Below are 16,270 nucleotides of genomic sequence, written 5' to 3' on the forward strand. Positions count from 1 at the left end.
CTACTCCCGTTCGGCGGGTTTCAGCAGGAATCGTACGGACAGAAGCCCTATTTCATAGAGCAGGCACATCGGCACCGCAAGCATCACCATGGACAGCAGGTCCGGCGGGGTGATGAAAGCGGCGATGGCAAAGGCGCCGACGATGGCGTAGCCACGGCCCTTGCTGAGCTTCTCGGCGTCCACGATGCCCATGGCGGCGAGGATCACGACGGCCACCGGCACCTCGAAACACAGGCCGAAGGCAAAGAACATCAGCGATACGAAATCGAGGTAGTGCGTGATGTCCGTCATCATGGCCACGCCTTCGGGCGTCACCGCGTTGAGGAACTTGAACGCCGCCGGCATCACCACGAAGTACGCGAAGGCACAGCCCGCGTAGAACAGCACCAGCGCAGCCACCAGCAACGGCCGTGCGAGGCGCTTTTCGTGCCGGTACAGGCCCGGGCTGACGAAAGCCCACAGCTGGTACAGGATCATCGGCATGCTGATGAACAGCGCCACGTAGAAGGCGAGCTTCAGCGGCGTGACGAACGGGCTGGCGACCTCGGTGGCGATGAGATGCGCGCCATTGGGCATCTTCTCCACCAGCGGCCTGGCCAGTTCCGCGTAGAGGTGGTTGGCCAGCGGCACCAGTGCCAGCAAGACGGCCAGCAGCACCACGATCGCCCGCATGAGGCGGCTGCGCAGTTCAATCAGGTGGGAAAACAGGCCTTGCTCGAGTTCGTCTTCGGCCGACGGATCACGTGCGGTCATGCGGTTCGTTCCGGCCGGGCTCGTCGCCGCCCTGGTTCAGCGGGAGCATGTCGCGCTCCGGGTCAGGCTCGCGCCGGCCCGCATGTGCGGACTGGGCGTCAGTATAGGCATCGCGCACCTGGGCGCTGCTGTCGCGGAAGGCGTCACCCACGCCGGTGCCAGCGTCACGGAAATCCTTCTGGACGTTCTCGTGGGCCGCGCGGGCGCTGTCGGCGGTCTCGCGCAGGGTGCGCTTGATTTCCTCGGCCTGGATTTCGCGTTCGACTTCCGTGCGGACGCTGTCCCAGCCGTTGCGCACGCGACGCAACAGCGCGCCCGCGGTGCGGGCGGCGTGCGGCAGGCGCTCGGGGCCGAGGACGATCAGCGCCACCAGGGCGAGCAGCAGCAGCTTTCCGAAGCTGATCTCGATCATGGGGCGAGGCGCATGTTACGGGTTGCGGTCGTGGGTCTCGGTGCTATCGCGCCGGACGTTTTCCTGCGTGGACGTGCTTTCCGCGCGCAGCTTCTCGGCATCACGACGGCGCTGCTCTTCCTCTTCGCCGCCATCCATGCCCTTCTTGAAGTCGCGCATGGCGCCACCCAGATCCGAGCCGATGTTGCGCAGCTTCTTCGTGCCAAAGATCAGCACGACGACGAGCAGCAGGAGGACGATATGGGTAATGCTCATGAGAACCTCGGGGCACCCCCTTCAGGGCACCGATGGGACGGGGCCGGCGCCCCGTGGGACGCCGGATGGAGCGACACTCACTTCTGAGTGTACTCCTCGAGTTTATCGCGGAATGCGTTCACCTCGCTTGGAACATTCGTGACGCCGCCTTCAAAAATCCGGCGAGCGGTGATGCCCGAGCCGTAGATTTCCTCATTCGAGTCGTCATCGATGCTGATCCGGGAGCCATCCAGCGAGATGCCGGCGAACAGGCCCTTGGCGCGCGAATAGGTGTAAATCTCGGCGTTCATCTTGCCATTGGTGGCCGCCATGGCCGAGCGGCCGACCGGGCCGGCGGCCGCGGAGGCGCTGGCGCCCATGGTGAACTGGCCGTCGATGATCTGGTCCACGCCGCGCTGGGTGCGGAACACCAGGATCACGTCGATGGACTGGATGCCAGCCTGGAAGCCCACGCCCGCGGCGGCCGTGGAGATGAAATTGGGATTGGACCAGGTGCCCGTGCAGTCCTTGCGCTCGGCGATGACGCCCTCGCCCTTGGCGCCGGAGAACACGAAACCGCCCTTGACCATGCCGGGAATGATGGCGACGGCGCAGGCATTCTTCAGCAGGTCGCCCGGGAGGGATTTGTCCGGGGCGTCGTTCATCATTTCGTCGAGGACCCTCACGGCTTCGCGCGCCTGCTTGCGCGGCGGGTCCGCTGCCTGGGCGGCCAGGGAAGGCAGCAACGCGGCAAGGCCGAGGGCGAGCAGGGAAAGGCGTGAGGTCATCGATGGCTCCTTGAGGGCGCTTTAGGCAGGATCCGCGGCAATGTGCGGCGAGAGGCCATCGCCTGCGTATGGCAGACTGGGCTGGTCCCCGCGAACACCGAATCCGATGCCAGGTACCCCGAACTATACCGGCCTGAACGGGCATTCCCATGACCTTCCGGCCAAGGCAGCCGTGCTGCTGGTTAATCTTGGTACACCTGAGGCGCCCACCGCGGCCGCCGTCAGGCCTTACCTTGCTGAATTCCTTGGCGACCCACGGGTCATCGAGTACCCGCGGCTGCTCTGGAAGCTGATCCTCCACGGCGTGATCCTGAGGATTCGCCCAAAGCGCTCGGCCCACGCCTACCAGCGGATCTGGACGGCGGAGGGCTCGCCCCTGCGTACCGGCAGCGAGGCGCTGGCCGCCGCACTGGGCGCGGAACTGGCGCGCCGTCGGCCGGGCCCGGTCACCGTCGCCCTGGCGATGCGCTACGGCAAGCCTTCCGTGGCCGCCACGGTGGCGAAACTGCAGCGTGAAGGCGTGCGCCGCCTGCTGGTGCTGCCGCTCTATCCGCAGTACTCCGCCACCAGCACCGGCAGCGTCTTCGACGCCGTGGCCGACACGGTGAAAGGCCTGCGCTGGCCGCCGGAACTGCGCCAGGTCAACGATTACCACGACCACCCGGCCTACATCGCGGCGCTGGCCGACAGCGTCCGCGCCCACTGGGCGGCCAACGGCCGTGGCGAGAAGCTGCTGATGAGCTTCCATGGCATCCCCGAGCGCTACGTGCGCTCGGGCGATCCGTACTACTGCCAGTGCCATGCCACCGCGCGCCTGCTGCGCGAGGCGCTGGGGCTGTCCGAAGAGGAAGCGCTCTTCAGCTTCCAGTCCCGCGTGGGCCGCGAGCGCTGGCTGCATCCGTATACCGATGAGACCATCCGCGCCCTTGGTGCCAGCGGCCTCAAGCGGATCGACGTGATCAGCCCCGGCTTTGCCGTGGACTGCCTGGAAACACTGGAAGAGATCGCCATGCAGAATGCGGAGTTTTTCCGCGAGGCGGGCGGCGAGACGCTCAGCTACATCCCCTGCCTGAACAGCGCGCCGGCCCACGTGGCCGCGCTGGCCGACCTGGTGCTCACCCATAGCCAGGGCTGGCCCGAGTTCGACCCCGCCTACGATGCCGCCGCCGAGGCGGTGAAACTCGCCGCCGCCCGCGAACGCGCGCGCAAGGCAGGCGCCGGTGCGTGAGCTCAAGATAGCGATCCCCGGCCTCGAACTGGCCGGCCTTTCGTGGGGTGAGCCGGACGCGCAGCCGCTGCTGATGGTGCACGGCTGGCTCGATAACGCGGCCAGCTTCGCCCTGCTCGCGCCCCTCCTGGCCGACCGCTTCCACGTCATCGCCCTCGACCTGCCGGGTCACGGGCACTCGGGGCACCTGCCCGAGTCCACGATTTACCAGCACGTCGATTACGTCCGTGCGCTGCTGGCCGCCGCCGACGCGCTCGCCCTGCCCCGCTTCCACCTGCTCGGCCACTCGCTGGGTGCGGGCGTGGCGACGCTCGCAGCCATTGCCGCACCGGAACGCATGCGCGGACTCGCCCTCATCGAAGGCCTCGGCCCGCTGGGTGACGATGGGTCGCGCACGCTGGACCGGTTCCGCGAGGCGATGGCGATCAAGGCCACGGGCAATCGCCCCCTGCGCGTCTTCCCCACCATCGAGGCCGCGGCGGAAGCGCGGGCGATGGCCAGTGGGCTCGACCCTGCGCTAGGCAGGCATATCGTCGAACGCGGCCTGCAACCCTCGGGCGACGGCTACAGCTGGCGCAGCGATCCGCGCCTGTCGCGACCGACCGCCGTGCGCCTGGCGGAAACCCAGGTGATGGCGCTACTCCTCGGCCTCGCCGCGCCGACCTCCCTGCTGCTGGCGCGGCCGCATCCGCCGTATCTCGAGCCGGAGTCGCTGCAGGTGCGCATCGACTGCGTCGACGATATCCGCGTCACCCACATGGATGGCGGCCATCACCTGCACATGGAACACCCTGCCGCCGTCGCGAACTGGGTGCACAACGCCTTCTGATCAGACGATCGGTTCGAACCGCACCGGCAGGTGGATCACCGGCTCCACCAGCCAGTGATCGGCCAGCAGGAAGGCGAACAACACCATCAGGTAGATGATGGAGTAGTTGAACATCTTCATCGGGAAGAAATCGTCGGTGGACGAGAACAACCGCACCGCGTACCAGAGGAAGCCGATGCCGAGCACTACGGCGCCGAACAGGTAGATGAGGCCGTTCATGCCGGTAAGGAACGGCAGCAGGGTCACCAGGAACAACAGCACCGTGTAGAAGAGGATGTGCCAGCGGGTGAACGTCACGCCGTGGGTCACCGGCAGCATCGGCACCTGCGCGCGCGAGTAGTCATCCACGCGGAAGATGGCCAGCGCCCAGAAGTGCGGCGGCGTCCACACGAAGATGATCAGCAGCAGCTGCAGCGCGTACGGGTGCAGCGAACCGGTAACCGCCGTCCAGCCCAGCACCGGCGGTGCGGCGCCAGCGAGTCCGCCGATGACGATGTTCTGCGGTGTCGCGCGCTTCAGGTAAGCGGTGTAGATCACCGCGTAACCGATCAGCGAGAAGAACGTCAGCACCGCGGTGAGCATGTTGACCAGCAGCACGAGCACCAGCATCGAGACGATGCCCAGGCTCATCGCAAACACGAACACCTGCATCGGCGTCAGCTCGCCCGTGGCCAGCGGACGGTGCGACGTGCGCGCCATCAGCTTGTCGATGCGCTGGTCGATCAGGTGGTTGAATGCCGCCGCCGAGGCCGAGGCCAGCCAGATGCCGAGCGTGCCGAAGAGGCCCGACTGCCAGGTGGGGAGCACGCGGTTGCCATCGCTATCGACCGCCAGGAACATGCCGATGACCGCACAGAACACCAGCAACGCGACGACGCGCGGCTTGGTCAGCTCCAGGTATTGCTTGAACTTGGTCACGGGGTCTCCGACGGAAGTCGCTGCGTGCTGGCCAGGGCCGCAAGCAGGGTAAACAGCAGCAGCGCGGCCACGCCATTGTGCGCCGTCGCCATGGGCAGCGGCAGGCCAAGGTGCACATTGCCGATGCCGAGCAACACCTGCGCCACGAGCACCACGGCCACGGCGATGCCCACCTTACGCAGGCCCGCACGCGCCAGCTTGTGCGAAAGCCACGCCAGGTAAAGGAAGGTCACCGCGGCACCGATGCGGTGCGCGAGCTGGATGGCGCTGCGTGCGGCCATGTCGAGCACGCCGCCTTCGTAGTTCACGCCGATGCCACGCCACAGGACGAAGGCCTCGGGGAAGTCCGTCTGCGGCCACCACGCACCCATGCACTTCGGGAAATCCGTGCCGCAGGCCAGGGCGGCGTAGTTGGAACTCGTCCAGCCACCGAGGGTGATCTGGCACACCAGCACCACGATGCCGATAGCCACCGGCACGCGCAGCGCGGCGTAGCGCCCGTCCGTCGCGCCCACGCCCCACCAGCGCAACGCGGCCCAGGCCAGCAGGGCGAACGTGGCCATGCCGCCCAGCAGGTGGCCAGTGACGACGATGGGCTTCACCAGCAGGGTCACCGTCCACATGCCGAGCATGGCCTGGAAAATGATGACCGCGAGCGCGGCGACACCGACGCGCCATGCGCCCGGCCGGTCAAGCGTTGCGGCGGCGAACAAGGGCAGCGCAATCGCCAGCGCGGAGAGCACCGACGAGATGACGTGCTCGCCGCGGATATACATGACCACGCCCACGGCCGCGAACACCGCGGCGACGAGCACGGCTGCCACGGCCGCCTTGCGGCGCCAGGCCGCGATCAGCGCGATGGCCAGCACCATGAAGCCCAGGCTACCGGCGAGGAAGCGGTGGACCTGCTCGCGCCAGGCCTTGTGCGTTTCGTACGGGCGATCCGGGAAGGCCTGGTTGGCCTGCGCGATGTCCTGTGCGTGGCCGGGCCAGGTGACCTTGCCGTAGCAGGTCGGCCAGTCCGGGCACGACAGCCCTGCGTTGGAAAGGCGCACGAACGCACCAAACATCACCACGCCGAACGCGAACAGCGCGGCGAGGAGAGCGAGCGTGCGCAGGGTTTTCACGGCACGGGGCGACATCAGCGGATCACCTTCTGCAGGTCTTTACGCAGGCCACTCGGATCAAACCCGGCGGGATACCAGGCAAGCGCGGTGGCATTGGATTCCACCAGCACGGCGGACACCGTGTCCGGCGTGGTCGGGCGGAACGGCGCGAACGTCGCCTCGCCGCCGCTGCCGATGGCGTAATCGGCCATCACGGCCTGCGCGTCGGCGGTGGTCGGCACGGTACCCACGTACAGCAGGCGCAGGCGATCCGCGTTGCGATTGAGCACGATGCGGGCATTGCGCATCAGCGCCAGGGTTTTCAGGCATTCGGCGGCGCAGGCGGGGCCCGGAAGCACCACCAGCGTGAGGCGCGGCTCGCTGTCGCGCCAGGCCCACGGCTTGCCGGCCACGTCCACGCGCACGCTTTCGAAGCTGCGCTGCGGCAGGATCGGCTGCCCGTTGCCCTTGCCCTGCGGCTGCCAGTCGGTGAGCGTGAGGATGCCCGCGGCCACGATGGGCGCAAGGAACACCAGCATGATCAGCACCAGCTTCAGGCGGCCGCTACGGGTGGCGTTGGCTTGGGATTCGCTCATGGGTTCTCGTTGCGCGGGCGGCGCCGCCGGTTGCGGTGGAGAAGGACGAAGATCACGACCGCGGCGAGCGCGAAGGTGAACCACTGGAAGGCGTACGCGCGATGGCGCGCCGGCGGCATCACCGCCGGCGTCCATTCGCGGGCGTAGATCGAGGCCGGGTCGGTGTCGAGCAGCAACACGCGAGGATACAGCGAGCGATGCAGGTCAGCGGCGACTTCGCCCAGGTCGACATAAACCAGGGTCTTGTCGGGCCCCTTCTGCTCCGGGAGGCGATCGCCACCGAGGCGAATGCCGACACCCGGAGGGGGCACGTAGAGGCCAAGCAAGGTCGCCGGTGCTTCGGGCACGGGTGGCAGCTTCGGCAAGCTTCCCGCTTCCCGTGGCAGGAAGCCCTGGTCCACCAGCACCGCGTGGTTGTCGCCCTTCGGAAGGAAGGGCACGTAAACGTGCACGCCGGCCTGGCCCGCCCGGGTCTGGTCGTCCAGCACGTAGCGGTGGCCCGGGAGGTAGACGCCCGAAAGGGCCACGCGGGGGTAGCGATCCGCCGGCGGCGCGCTGGCGATGCTGGCAAAATCCTCCACGGGCGCCTCGCTGGCTGCGGCGTAGCGCCGCAGGAGCTCGTCCTTTTCGTCAGCCCGATCCAGCTGCCACACGCCCAGGCGCGTAAAAAGCAGCACGCCGGCCACCGTCAGTGCGACAGCGAACCACGTCGGGCGGCGCAGCAAGCTCATGCAAAGCCCCGCGCGGCCACGGCTATACTCGGATTGTCGCAATGAAGCGGAACGGTCACGTGGAAACCATCTACAAATACGCGCTGGTGGTCCTGCTCCTGGTGGTGCTCTTTAACCTGGGCCAGGCGCTGTTCTTCATGATGACCGACAAGGGCCAGAGCAAGCGCACCGTCTGGGCGCTCACCCGCCGCATCGGCCTTTCGCTGCTGCTCATCGCCATGGTGGCCCTGGGCATCTTCATGGGGTGGCTGCACCCCCATGACGTCGGCCAATTCTAACCCGCCCCCACCAGCCACCAAGGCGCGCCGCCGCAAACTGCGGCAATCGGCCCCATGGCCCTGCCGCTTAGCCCACCAGGGCGGCCATCACGTTCTGCGGATCGTTGCGGATAGCGCGCAGCAGGGCCCTCGCCGGCCCGGTGGGCTCGCGCCGTCCCTGCTCCCAGTTACGGAGCGTTCCCACGTCCACATCGAGCACCTTGGCGAAATTTGGCTGGGATAGCCCGGTGGATTCGCGGATAGCCTTGATGGTGGTCGGGTCGACCTGGAACTCGCGCGATGGCGCGCGCTTTCCACGGTGGATTTCGTCCATCTGCTGGACGCTTTCGAGCAGTTCATCGAAAAAAGTGGTCATGGCGGTTGATTCCATTGTTCGACGATTTTTCGCAAAGTCGCACGTTGTTCGGACGTCAGGTCGTCCCGCTCGTTCTTCGCGTAAATCAGAAGCATGCCAACGCGAGCATGCTGTCCAAAGTAATAGTAGATGACGCGCGCGCCACCGCTCTTTCCCCGACTCGCCATGGCGACACGAACCTTGCGGAGGCCACCGGTGCCTTCGATGAGGTCGCCTGCGTCGGGGTGAAGCGTGAGGTGGTGTTGAAGCCGGGTGTACTGATCGTCATCGAGGAGATCCCGCACCCGCCGCGTGAACAGCGGGGTCTCGACGAAAGTCATGGTTGAATGGTGCGCCATTGACGCATATCTGTCAATGACGCACCCTCTGTGCGTGTGGCGTGATTCATGACTCTTCCTGGGAGATGGCGCATTGCGCGCCGGCCATGGAAGAGTCAACGACAAGCCATCGGGGGCCCAGTCGCCCTAACCCGCGCCGTCATGTCAGGGAATCGCGCAAAAAAAACCCCGCCGAGGCGGGGTTTTTTTCGCGGGCCCGGTGATCAGAGCACGTAGACGAAGAGGAACAGCGCCAGCCAGACCACGTCGACGAAGTGCCAGTACCACGCCACGGCTTCGAAGCCGAAGTGGTCGTCCTTCGTAAAGTGGCCCTTGGCGCAGCGCACCCAGATGATCGCCAGCATGATCGTGCCCAGCGTCACGTGCATGCCGTGGAAGCCGGTGAGCATGAAGAACGTCGCGCCGTAGACGCCGCTGCCCAGGGTCAGGTTGAAGTGCTCGTACGCTTCAGCGTACTCGTGCGCCTGGCAGAACAGGAACGTCGCGCCCAGCAGCACGGTGGCACCCAGGCCGATGAGCAGCGCCTTGCGGTGGCCCGCCTTCAGCGCATGGTGCGCGATGGTGATGGTGACGCCCGACGACAGCAGGATCAGCGTATTGAGCAGGGGCAGGCCCCATGCCGCGATGGTGTGGAACGAACCACCGATCTTGTCCGGGCCGCCGCCGCCCGAGGCACCCCAGGCCGCGCTGTAGTTTTCCCACACGAACTGGTGGGTAAGCACGCCGTGGCCTTCGCCGCCCAGCCAGGGCACCGAGAAGATGCGGGCGTAGAACAGCGCGCCGAAGAAGGCCCCGAAGAACATCACCTCGGAGAAGATGAACCACATCATGCCCATGCGGAACGAACGATCCACCTGGGTGTTGTAGCTGCCGGCCATCGATTCGTTGATGACCGAGCGGAACCACCCGAAGAACATGCCCAGGATCATGACCAGGCCGACCCAGAACACCGTCTTGCCAAAACCGGAATCGCCCGGTTCGGCATTGAGCCAGTGCGCCGCGCCGAACACGGTGACGAACATGGATACCGCGGCCACGATCGGCCACTGGCTCTTGCTCGGTACGTAATAAGCGTCTTGTTGCTGGTGACCCATGCTGGTTTCCCGTGGAAGTCGCTTTATGGCCGTTACAGCTTCAGCATCTGCACGATCGACAGGACGAAGATGCCGATGGCCACGCCGCCCGCGATCCACGCGGTGCGACGTGCGTGCCGGCGGCGCTCGTCCAACTGGATGTCGATCTTGCCGTTCATTGATCAGTGGTCCGTATGGCCGTGCGCCAGCTCGTCATCATGGATGACCGGCGGCACATCGAAGGTGTGGTGGGGCGCCGGCGACGGCACCGTCCACTCCAGGCCCTTGGCGCCTTCCCACGAGCGGTCCGCCGCCTTCTTCTTCGAGAAGTAGACGCAGTGGACGATGACGCCGAGGAAGATCAGCTGCGAGGCGCCGAACCAGAAGCCGCCGATGGAGCTGATCATGTTGAAGTTGGCGAAGGCCACGTTGTAATCCGGGATGCGTCGCGGCATGCCGGCCAGGCCAAGGAAGTGCTGCGGGAAGAACAACACGTTCACCGAGATGACGCTGGACCAGAAATGGATCTTGCCCCAGGTCTCGCTGTACATGTTGCCCGACCACTTCGGCAGCCAGTAGTACGCGGCGGCCATGATCGAGAAGGCGGCGCCGGTGACCAGCACGTAGTGGAAGTGGGCCACCACGAAGTACGTGTCGTGGTACTGGAAGTCAGCCGGGGCCAGCGCCAGCATCAGGCCGGAGAAGCCGCCGATGGTGAACAGGATGACGAACGCGATGGAGAACAGCATCGGCGTCTCGAAGGTCATCGAGCCGCCCCACATCGTGCTCACCCAGTTGAACACCTTCACGCCCGTCGGCACCGCGATGAGCATGGTGGCGTACATGAAGAAGATCTCGGCGCCCATCGGCAGGCCCACGGCGAACATGTGGTGGGCCCAGACGATGAACGAGAGGAACGCGATGGAGGCGATGGCGAACACCATCGCGCGATAGCCGAAGATCGGCTTGCGGGCGAAGGTCGGGATGATTTCCGAGATGATCCCGAATGCCGGCAGGATCATGATGTACACCTCGGGATGCCCGAAGAACCAGAAGATGTGCTGGTACAGCACCGGGTCGCCACCGCCGGCGGCATTGAAGAAGTTGGTGTGGAAGTACTTGTCGGTGAGCAGCATCGTCACCGCGCCCGCCAGCACCGGCATCACCGCGATCAGCAGGAAGGCGGTGATCAGCCAGCTCCACACGAACACCGGCATTTTCAGCAGGTCCATGCCCGGGGCGCGCATGTTGAGGATGGTGGCGATGATGTTGATCGCGCCCATGATCGAGCTGATACCCATCAGATGCACCGCGAACACCACGTAGGCGATGGATTCGCCCTGCAGCGACAGCGGCGGATACATCGTCCAGCCACCCGCGGGGCCACCACCCGGCATGAACAGGGTGCTCAGCAGCAGGGTGAAGGCGAACGGCATGATCCAGAACGACAGGTTGTTCATGCGCGGCAGCGCCATGTCCGGCGCGCCGACCATGAGAGGGATCATCCAGTTCGCCAGGCCCACGAAGGAGGGCATGATCGCGCCGAAGATCATCACCAGCGCGTGCATCGTCGTCATTTCATTGAAGAAATACGGCTGCACCAGCTGCATGCCCGGCTTGAACAGTTCCGCGCGGATCACCATCGCGAAGGCGCCGCCGATGAAGAACATCAGCAGGGCGAAAACCAGGTAAAGCGTGCCGATGTCCTTGTGGTTGGTGGACATCACCCAGCGCTGGAAGAACCCCTGGGGCGCTCCGTGGTGATCGTGGTGGTCGTGGGTGGCATCGTGCGCCATGGGCCTTGCACCTCTACCTGAAGACTTGAACGGACTAAGACGTCGGATGAATCAGCCCTGGGGGGCCGTGGCGGGAGTTGCCTGGGCGGTCTGTGCGGCCTTCTGCACCTTCGCCTCGTCTTCCTGGGTGGCCAGCCACTGTTCGAACTCAGCCTTCGGCACGGCCTTCACCACGATGGGCATGAAGCCGTGGTCCTGGCCGCAGAGTTCGGCGCACTGGCCGCGATACACGCCAGGCTCCTTGAGATTGGTCCATGCCGAGTTGGCGATACCCGGGATCGCGTCCATCTTCCAGCCCAGCGCCGGCACCCACCAGGAGTGGATGACGTCGCCGCCGACGATGATGAAGCGGATCTTGACGCCGACCGGCACCACGAGCGGCTTGTCGACATCGAGCAGGTAGGTCTTGTAACCGTCAACCTGGATCTTCTCCGGGTCGAGGTTGGACTTGAGCTGGCGGGTGCGGTCGGAGCTTTCTTCCAGCTTGGACATGAAGCCCACGCGGTCGACCGGCTTGCCCTTGTACTCGACGTAGTCGTAGCGCCACTTCCACTGGTATCCGGTGACCTTGACGGTCATTTCCGAACCGGTGGTGTCGGCGAAGCTGGTCAGGCCGCCGGTGGCGAGCTTGGCCAGGAAAATCAGGATGATGACGGGGATGACCGTCCAGACGATTTCGAGCTTCGTGCTGTGCGTCCACTTCTCGGCGACGGCGCCGCGCGACTTACGGAAGCGGAACATCGCCACGAACATGGCGCCAAAGACCACGATGCCGATGACGACGCAGACCCACAGCGCCACCATGTGCATGCCATAAGGGGACCACTCCGCGGCGCCCTTGGTCATGTTGAGCTGGTCGGGCTCGGGGTTGGCCATGGCCGCCCCACCCGCGAGGGCTGATACCGCGCCTGCCGTCCACGTCGAAACCAAACGTCCGATGCCGCCAGATGTCATGTTTGCACCTTTAATGAACCTACCTGCGCGACTGATCCATCACCTCGGACAGAAGCACCATGAGTTTCCTTGACACCTCGGCCCTTTCCTCTTCCCCAAGGAAGGCGCCGATTTCGAGCTCGTTGCCGTGCGATGTGATCAAGAGCCGCTGGCGACCTTCCCCCGGCGCCAGCCTGATGCGTACCCAATATGTCTGGAAATGGCGCACACGTCGACCGGGCAGCTGCCGAACCTCCAGCGTATCCAGGCCAATGGCAATGCGTTCACCCCTGTCGCCGGCCCGCCAGGCCGCGCCAAGCGCGAACCCCACGACGAACGCTTCGATCAGCGCAAACAGGGGGGCGAACACATTTCCCTGCCATGCGCCAAACGCCGCGGTCGCCAGGGCCATCGCCGCCAGCCCCATGATCAGTCGACGCAGGCCGCGCTTGTCCAGCGCGCGATTGGGCCGAAGCCACACCACGCGCGGATGACCCGCGACGGTCGGTCGAAGCACGAACATGGGAATCCGGCGTGCCTGGAACGTTGGGATGATAGGGCGGCCAACCGGATGCGGCAAGGTTAGGGGGCGCTTTTGCAGGGCAACACGCAAGAAGGCGCGCCCTGACCTACAATGGGCGGTCTCCCCCGCCCCCAAACCCTATCCGTGAACCCGTCCATCCTCAGTCCCGAACTCCCCACCGGTGCCGAGCCGGCGCGCGCGCGCATCACAGCCGCCTGGCTGCGCGACGAAACCGAGGCCGTCAACGACCTCCTGGCCCAGGCCACCCTGCCGCCGACCGAGCGTGAGCACGTCATCGACGTGGCCGCCGGCCTGGTGACGCGGGTTCGCGCCCGCGCCAAGGACCAGAGCGCCGTCGAGTCCTTCATGCGCCAGTACGACCTTTCCTCCGAGGAAGGCGTCCTGCTGATGTGCGTGGCCGAAGCCCTGCTGCGCATCCCCGACAAGGCCACGGCCGACAAGCTCATCCGCGACAAGCTGGGTGATGCGGACTGGAAGCGCCACCTGGGCCAGAGCGAGTCCGTGTTCGTCAACGCCTCCACCTGGGGCCTGATGCTCACCGGGCACCTGGTGAACCTGGCCGAAGACACCCGCCACGACTTCACCTCCGCCCTGCGCCGCCTCGTCGGCCGCGCGGGCGAGCCGGTGGTGCGCCTGGCCGTGCGCCAGGCCATGCGCATCATGGGCCACCAGTTCGTGATGGGCCGCACCATCAAGGAAGCCCTGGACCGTTCCGAGGAAAAGGAACACTCGGTCTACCGTTACTCGTACGACATGCTCGGCGAGTCGGCGCTGACCCAGGCCACGGCCGAGCGCTACCAGCAGGATTACCGCGACGCGATCAATGCGCTGGGTAGCCGCGGCCCGTTCAAGAGCAACGTGGAAGCGCCGTCCATCTCGGTGAAGCTGTCGGCGCTCCATCCGCGCTACGAGATTGGCAATCGCGCCCGTGCGCGCGCCGAGCTGGGCGCCAAGCTGCTCGAACTGTCGCAGCTCGCGTTCAAGAACGGCATCGCGCTCTCCGTGGATGCGGAAGAGACCGATCGCCTGGAGCTGTCGCTGGATATCATCGGCGACGTCTTCGCCCACCCGACGCTGGAAGGCTGGAACGGCCTCGGCATCGTCATCCAGGGCTACCAGAAGCGCGCCCCGTTCGTGATCGACTGGGTCGTGGAAAAGGCCCGCGCCACCGGCCGCCGCTGGTTCGTGCGCCTCGTGAAGGGTGCCTACTGGGACGCCGAGATCAAGCGCGCCCAGGAAAATGGCCTATCCGGCTACCCGGTGTACACGCGCAAGCCGAACACCGACGTCAGCTACCTGGCCTGCGCGCATCGGCTGTTCAACGCCGGCAGCGACCTGGTCTACCCGCAGTTCGCCACGCACAACGCGCACACCATCGCCGCGATCCACCATATCGCAAAGGGCCGTCCGTACGAGAACCAGCGCCTGCACGGCATGGGCGCGGACCTCTACGCGGAAGTGATCGGCAAGGACAAGCTCAACGTCCCCTGCCGCGTCTACGCCCCGGTGGGCACGCATGAAGACCTGCTGCCCTACCTTGTGCGCCGCCTGCTCGAGAACGGCGCGAACACGAGCTTCGTCAACCGCGTGGTCGACGAAAGCGTGCCGGTGCGCGACCTCGTCGCCGACCCGTGCGAAACCGTGCGCGCCTTCGCCTCGATCCCCCACCCCCGTATTCCCCTGCCGGTCAATCTCTACGGCGAACTCCGGAAGAACTCCATGGGCATGAACTTCGCAAACGACAACGAGCTCAACGAGCTGGCCGATGCCGTCAACCGTCACTCCGGCCCCTGGACGGCCGCCCCGCTGGTCGCCGGTGGCACCACCGGCGGCACGAAGCAGGAAGTGACCGATCCCTCCGACCGCCGCCGCATCATCGGCAGCGTCGAGAACGCCACCGAGGCGATGGTCGACAAGGCGCTGGCCGCCGGCGTCGCCGCGCAGCCGGGCTGGGACCGCCTGCCGGCCGCCAGCCGCGCCGCCATCCTCGAGCACGCCGCCGAGCAGCTCGAGCACAACCGCGCCGAGTTCATCGCCATGTGCGTGCGCGAAGCCGGCAAGAGCCTGCCGGACGCCATCGCGGAAATCCGCGAAGCGGCCGACTTCCTGCGCTACTACGCCACGATGGCCCGCCGCCTGTTCGGCCAGCCGGAGCAGCTGCCCGGCCCCACCGGCGAGAGCAACCAGCTGTTCCTCAACGGCCGCGGCGTGTTCGTCTGCATCAGCCCGTGGAACTTCCCGCTGGCCATCTTCCTCGGCCAGGTGGCCGCCGCCCTGGCCGCCGGCAATGCCGTCATCGCCAAGCCGGCCGAGCAGACCGCGCTGATCGGCTACGCCGCCGTGAAGCTGCTGCACGCTGCCGGCGTGCCGACTGACGTCCTGCAGTTCCTGCCGGGCGACGGTGCCACCGTCGGTGCCGCCCTCACCCGTGACAAGCGCGTGGCCGGCGTGGCCTTCACTGGCTCGACGGACACCGCCTGGGCGATCAACCGCGCCCTCGCCGCCCGCAACGCGCCCATCGCCGCGCTGATCGCCGAGACCGGCGGCCAGAACGCGATGATCGCCGACTCCTCCGCGCTGCCCGAGCAGATCGTCAAGGACGTCATCAACTCGGCGTTCCAGTCCGCGGGCCAGCGTTGCTCGGCCGCGCGCATCCTGTTCGTGCAGGAAGACATCGCCGACAAGGTGATCGACATGCTCGCCGGCGCCATGGCCGAGCTGAAGGTCGGCGACCCGGGCCTGCTCTCCACCGACGTCGGCCCGGTGATCGACGAAGACGCACGCCAGATCCTCGTCGAACATGCCGCGCGCATGGATCGCGAAGCGAAGAAGATCGGCGAAGTCGCGCTCCCGGAATCGACCGGCAACGGCACGTTCTTCGCGCCGCGCGCCTACGAGATCCCGTCGCTGGAAACGCTCACCCGCGAGATCTTCGGCCCGGTGCTGCACGTGATCCGCTGGAAGGGCGCGGACCTGGCCAAGGTGGTCCAGCAGATCAACGACACCGGCTTCGGCCTGACCCTCGGCATCCACAGCCGCATCGACGACACGATCGATTACATCTCGTCGCATGCAAAGGTCGGCAACTGCTACGTCAACCGCAACCAGATCGGCGCGGTCGTCGGCGTGCAGCCGTTCGGCGGCGAAGGCCTCAGCGGCACCGGCCCGAAGGCCGGTGGCCCGCACTACCTGCTGCGTTTCGCTGGCGAGCGCACGCTCACCGTCAACACCACGGCCGCGGGCGGCAACGCTTCGCTGCTGACGATCGGCGAGTAGTCGTTAGCAGGTCACTTCCGTGACCGCCATAACCGCGCCCTTAGAGGCGCGGTTTTTTTTCGCCGCCGGCTACAAGATGGGG

At 66.2% G+C, this 16,270-nt stretch carries 19 protein-coding genes; 4 read left to right on the plus strand and 15 right to left on the minus strand.

From position 1 onward, the window contains the following. The 4 genes from tatC to FIV34_RS18695 form a co-directional block, all read right to left on the minus strand. Positions 1-753: a twin-arginine translocase subunit TatC gene (gene tatC / locus FIV34_RS18680; protein WP_139985010.1), complete on the minus strand. Its 753-nt coding sequence runs from the start codon at positions 751-753 to the stop codon at positions 1-3. Beyond that, on the minus strand, positions 740-1,165 hold the full coding sequence (tatB, locus tag FIV34_RS18685; protein ID WP_139985011.1) for a Sec-independent protein translocase protein TatB: 426 nt from the start codon (positions 1,163-1,165) through the stop codon (positions 740-742). Before tatB ends, tatC begins: the two co-directional genes overlap by 14 nt. Before the next feature lie 15 nt (positions 1,166-1,180). After that, a complete protein-coding gene (gene tatA, locus FIV34_RS18690; protein ID WP_139985012.1) occupies positions 1,181-1,420 on the minus strand; it encodes a Sec-independent protein translocase subunit TatA in 240 nt (79 codons plus the stop codon). 77 nt (positions 1,421-1,497) lie between these two features. Further along, entirely contained in the window at positions 1,498-2,187 is a 690-nt protein-coding gene (locus FIV34_RS18695) for a lipid-binding SYLF domain-containing protein (RefSeq protein WP_139985013.1), read from the minus strand. Positions 2,188-2,293: 106 nt separating this feature from the next. On the opposite strand from FIV34_RS18695, the gene hemH reads away from it, so the two are divergent. Both hemH and FIV34_RS18705 read left to right on the plus strand, forming a co-directional pair. Continuing rightward, entirely contained in the window at positions 2,294-3,415 is a 1,122-nt protein-coding gene (gene hemH, locus FIV34_RS18700) for a ferrochelatase (RefSeq protein ID WP_139985014.1), read from the plus strand. Continuing rightward, positions 3,408-4,244 carry an alpha/beta fold hydrolase gene (locus FIV34_RS18705; protein ID WP_246058676.1) on the plus strand — a complete coding sequence of 279 codons (837 nt, stop codon included), beginning with the start codon at positions 3,408-3,410 and terminating at the stop codon, positions 4,242-4,244. Before hemH ends, FIV34_RS18705 begins: the two co-directional genes overlap by 8 nt. Here the strand turns inward: FIV34_RS18705 and cyoE are convergent, their stop codons facing one another. From cyoE to FIV34_RS18725, 4 genes are read right to left on the minus strand one after another with little or no spacing between them, the layout of a single operon-like run. Next, the gene (gene cyoE, locus FIV34_RS18710) at positions 4,245-5,162 is read right to left on the minus strand and encodes a heme o synthase (RefSeq protein WP_139985015.1); all 918 of its coding nucleotides are present in this window, start codon (positions 5,160-5,162) and stop codon (positions 4,245-4,247) included. It abuts the gene before it with no gap. Next, positions 5,159-6,304, minus strand: a complete 1,146-nt coding sequence (locus FIV34_RS18715) for a COX15/CtaA family protein (protein ID WP_139985016.1) — start codon at positions 6,302-6,304, stop codon at positions 5,159-5,161. The genes cyoE and FIV34_RS18715 overlap by 4 nt, the downstream gene beginning before the upstream one ends. Then, positions 6,304-6,864 (minus strand): hypothetical protein, encoded by a 561-nt coding sequence (locus tag FIV34_RS18720; RefSeq protein WP_139985017.1) that lies wholly within the window; start codon positions 6,862-6,864, stop codon positions 6,304-6,306. Before FIV34_RS18720 ends, FIV34_RS18715 begins: the two co-directional genes overlap by 1 nt. Further along, the gene (locus FIV34_RS18725) at positions 6,861-7,595 is read right to left on the minus strand and encodes an SURF1 family protein (protein ID WP_139985018.1); all 735 of its coding nucleotides are present in this window, start codon (positions 7,593-7,595) and stop codon (positions 6,861-6,863) included. The genes FIV34_RS18720 and FIV34_RS18725 overlap by 4 nt, the downstream gene beginning before the upstream one ends. Before the next feature lie 41 nt (positions 7,596-7,636). On the opposite strand from FIV34_RS18725, the gene FIV34_RS18730 reads away from it, so the two are divergent. Continuing rightward, positions 7,637-7,873, plus strand: a complete 237-nt coding sequence (locus tag FIV34_RS18730) for a twin transmembrane helix small protein (protein WP_211352661.1) — start codon at positions 7,637-7,639, stop codon at positions 7,871-7,873. A gap of 67 nt (positions 7,874-7,940) precedes the next feature. Here FIV34_RS18730 and nadS read toward each other — a convergent pair whose 3' ends face one another. From nadS to FIV34_RS18760, 7 genes are all read right to left on the minus strand, one after another. Further along, positions 7,941-8,228, minus strand: coding sequence for a NadS family protein (nadS, locus tag FIV34_RS18735; RefSeq protein ID WP_139985019.1), 288 nt, complete (start codon positions 8,226-8,228; stop codon positions 7,941-7,943). Next, positions 8,225-8,548, minus strand: coding sequence for a type II toxin-antitoxin system RelE/ParE family toxin (locus FIV34_RS18740; protein ID WP_139985020.1), 324 nt, complete (start codon positions 8,546-8,548; stop codon positions 8,225-8,227). The genes nadS and FIV34_RS18740 overlap by 4 nt, the downstream gene beginning before the upstream one ends. Before the next feature lie 221 nt (positions 8,549-8,769). After that, entirely contained in the window at positions 8,770-9,660 is an 891-nt protein-coding gene (locus FIV34_RS18745) for a cytochrome c oxidase subunit 3 (protein ID WP_139985021.1), read from the minus strand. Between the two features lie 32 nt (positions 9,661-9,692). Beyond that, on the minus strand, positions 9,693-9,818 hold the full coding sequence (locus FIV34_RS21385) for a hypothetical protein (RefSeq protein WP_281286820.1): 126 nt from the start codon (positions 9,816-9,818) through the stop codon (positions 9,693-9,695). Between the two features lie 3 nt (positions 9,819-9,821). Next, complete coding sequence (ctaD, locus tag FIV34_RS18750; RefSeq protein ID WP_139985022.1) at positions 9,822-11,435, minus strand: cytochrome c oxidase subunit I; 1,614 nt, start codon at positions 11,433-11,435, stop codon at positions 9,822-9,824. 51 nt (positions 11,436-11,486) lie between these two features. Then, the gene (gene coxB / locus FIV34_RS18755; protein ID WP_139985023.1) at positions 11,487-12,389 is read right to left on the minus strand and encodes a cytochrome c oxidase subunit II; all 903 of its coding nucleotides are present in this window, start codon (positions 12,387-12,389) and stop codon (positions 11,487-11,489) included. A 19-nt stretch (positions 12,390-12,408) separates the two neighbouring features. Further along, positions 12,409-12,891 (minus strand): DUF2244 domain-containing protein, encoded by a 483-nt coding sequence (locus FIV34_RS18760; RefSeq protein ID WP_211352662.1) that lies wholly within the window; start codon positions 12,889-12,891, stop codon positions 12,409-12,411. Positions 12,892-13,002: 111 nt separating this feature from the next. On the opposite strand from FIV34_RS18760, the gene putA reads away from it, so the two are divergent. Then, positions 13,003-16,188 (plus strand): bifunctional proline dehydrogenase/L-glutamate gamma-semialdehyde dehydrogenase PutA, encoded by a 3,186-nt coding sequence (gene putA / locus FIV34_RS18765; RefSeq protein ID WP_425462900.1) that lies wholly within the window; start codon positions 13,003-13,005, stop codon positions 16,186-16,188. The last annotated feature ends 82 nt before the right edge of the window (positions 16,189-16,270 follow it).

It is taken from the genome of Luteibacter pinisoli (assembly GCF_006385595.1).
Lineage (GTDB): Bacteria > Pseudomonadota > Gammaproteobacteria > Xanthomonadales > Rhodanobacteraceae > Luteibacter > Luteibacter pinisoli.

Bases quoted from the DNA above. Each gene is read 5' to 3' on its own strand.
- FIV34_RS18730 (WP_211352661.1), top strand. From the start codon at position 7,637: ATGAAGCGGAACGGTCACGTGGAAACCATCTACAAATACGCGCTGGTG.
- FIV34_RS18720 (WP_139985017.1), bottom strand. From the start codon at position 6,864: ATGAGCGAATCCCAAGCCAACGCCACCCGTAGCGGCCGCCTGAAGCTG.
- tatA (WP_139985012.1), bottom strand. From the start codon at position 1,420: ATGAGCATTACCCATATCGTCCTCCTGCTGCTCGTCGTCGTGCTGATC.
- tatC (WP_139985010.1), bottom strand. From the start codon at position 753: ATGACCGCACGTGATCCGTCGGCCGAAGACGAACTCGAGCAAGGCCTG.
- nadS (WP_139985019.1), bottom strand. From the start codon at position 8,228: ATGACCACTTTTTTCGATGAACTGCTCGAAAGCGTCCAGCAGATGGAC.
- FIV34_RS18740 (WP_139985020.1), bottom strand. From the start codon at position 8,548: ATGACTTTCGTCGAGACCCCGCTGTTCACGCGGCGGGTGCGGGATCTC.
- FIV34_RS18745 (WP_139985021.1), bottom strand. From the start codon at position 9,660: ATGGGTCACCAGCAACAAGACGCTTATTACGTACCGAGCAAGAGCCAG.
- FIV34_RS18725 (WP_139985018.1), bottom strand. From the start codon at position 7,595: ATGAGCTTGCTGCGCCGCCCGACGTGGTTCGCTGTCGCACTGACGGTG.
- coxB (WP_139985023.1), bottom strand. From the start codon at position 12,389: ATGACATCTGGCGGCATCGGACGTTTGGTTTCGACGTGGACGGCAGGC.
- hemH (WP_139985014.1), top strand. From the start codon at position 2,294: ATGCCAGGTACCCCGAACTATACCGGCCTGAACGGGCATTCCCATGAC.
- tatB (WP_139985011.1), bottom strand. From the start codon at position 1,165: ATGATCGAGATCAGCTTCGGAAAGCTGCTGCTGCTCGCCCTGGTGGCG.
- FIV34_RS18760 (WP_211352662.1), bottom strand. From the start codon at position 12,891: ATGTTCGTGCTTCGACCGACCGTCGCGGGTCATCCGCGCGTGGTGTGG.
- putA (WP_425462900.1), top strand. From the start codon at position 13,003: ATGGGCGGTCTCCCCCGCCCCCAAACCCTATCCGTGAACCCGTCCATC.
- FIV34_RS18715 (WP_139985016.1), bottom strand. From the start codon at position 6,304: ATGTCGCCCCGTGCCGTGAAAACCCTGCGCACGCTCGCTCTCCTCGCC.
- ctaD (WP_139985022.1), bottom strand. From the start codon at position 11,435: ATGGCGCACGATGCCACCCACGACCACCACGATCACCACGGAGCGCCC.
- FIV34_RS18695 (WP_139985013.1), bottom strand. From the start codon at position 2,187: ATGACCTCACGCCTTTCCCTGCTCGCCCTCGGCCTTGCCGCGTTGCTG.
- FIV34_RS21385 (WP_281286820.1), bottom strand. From the start codon at position 9,818: ATGAACGGCAAGATCGACATCCAGTTGGACGAGCGCCGCCGGCACGCA.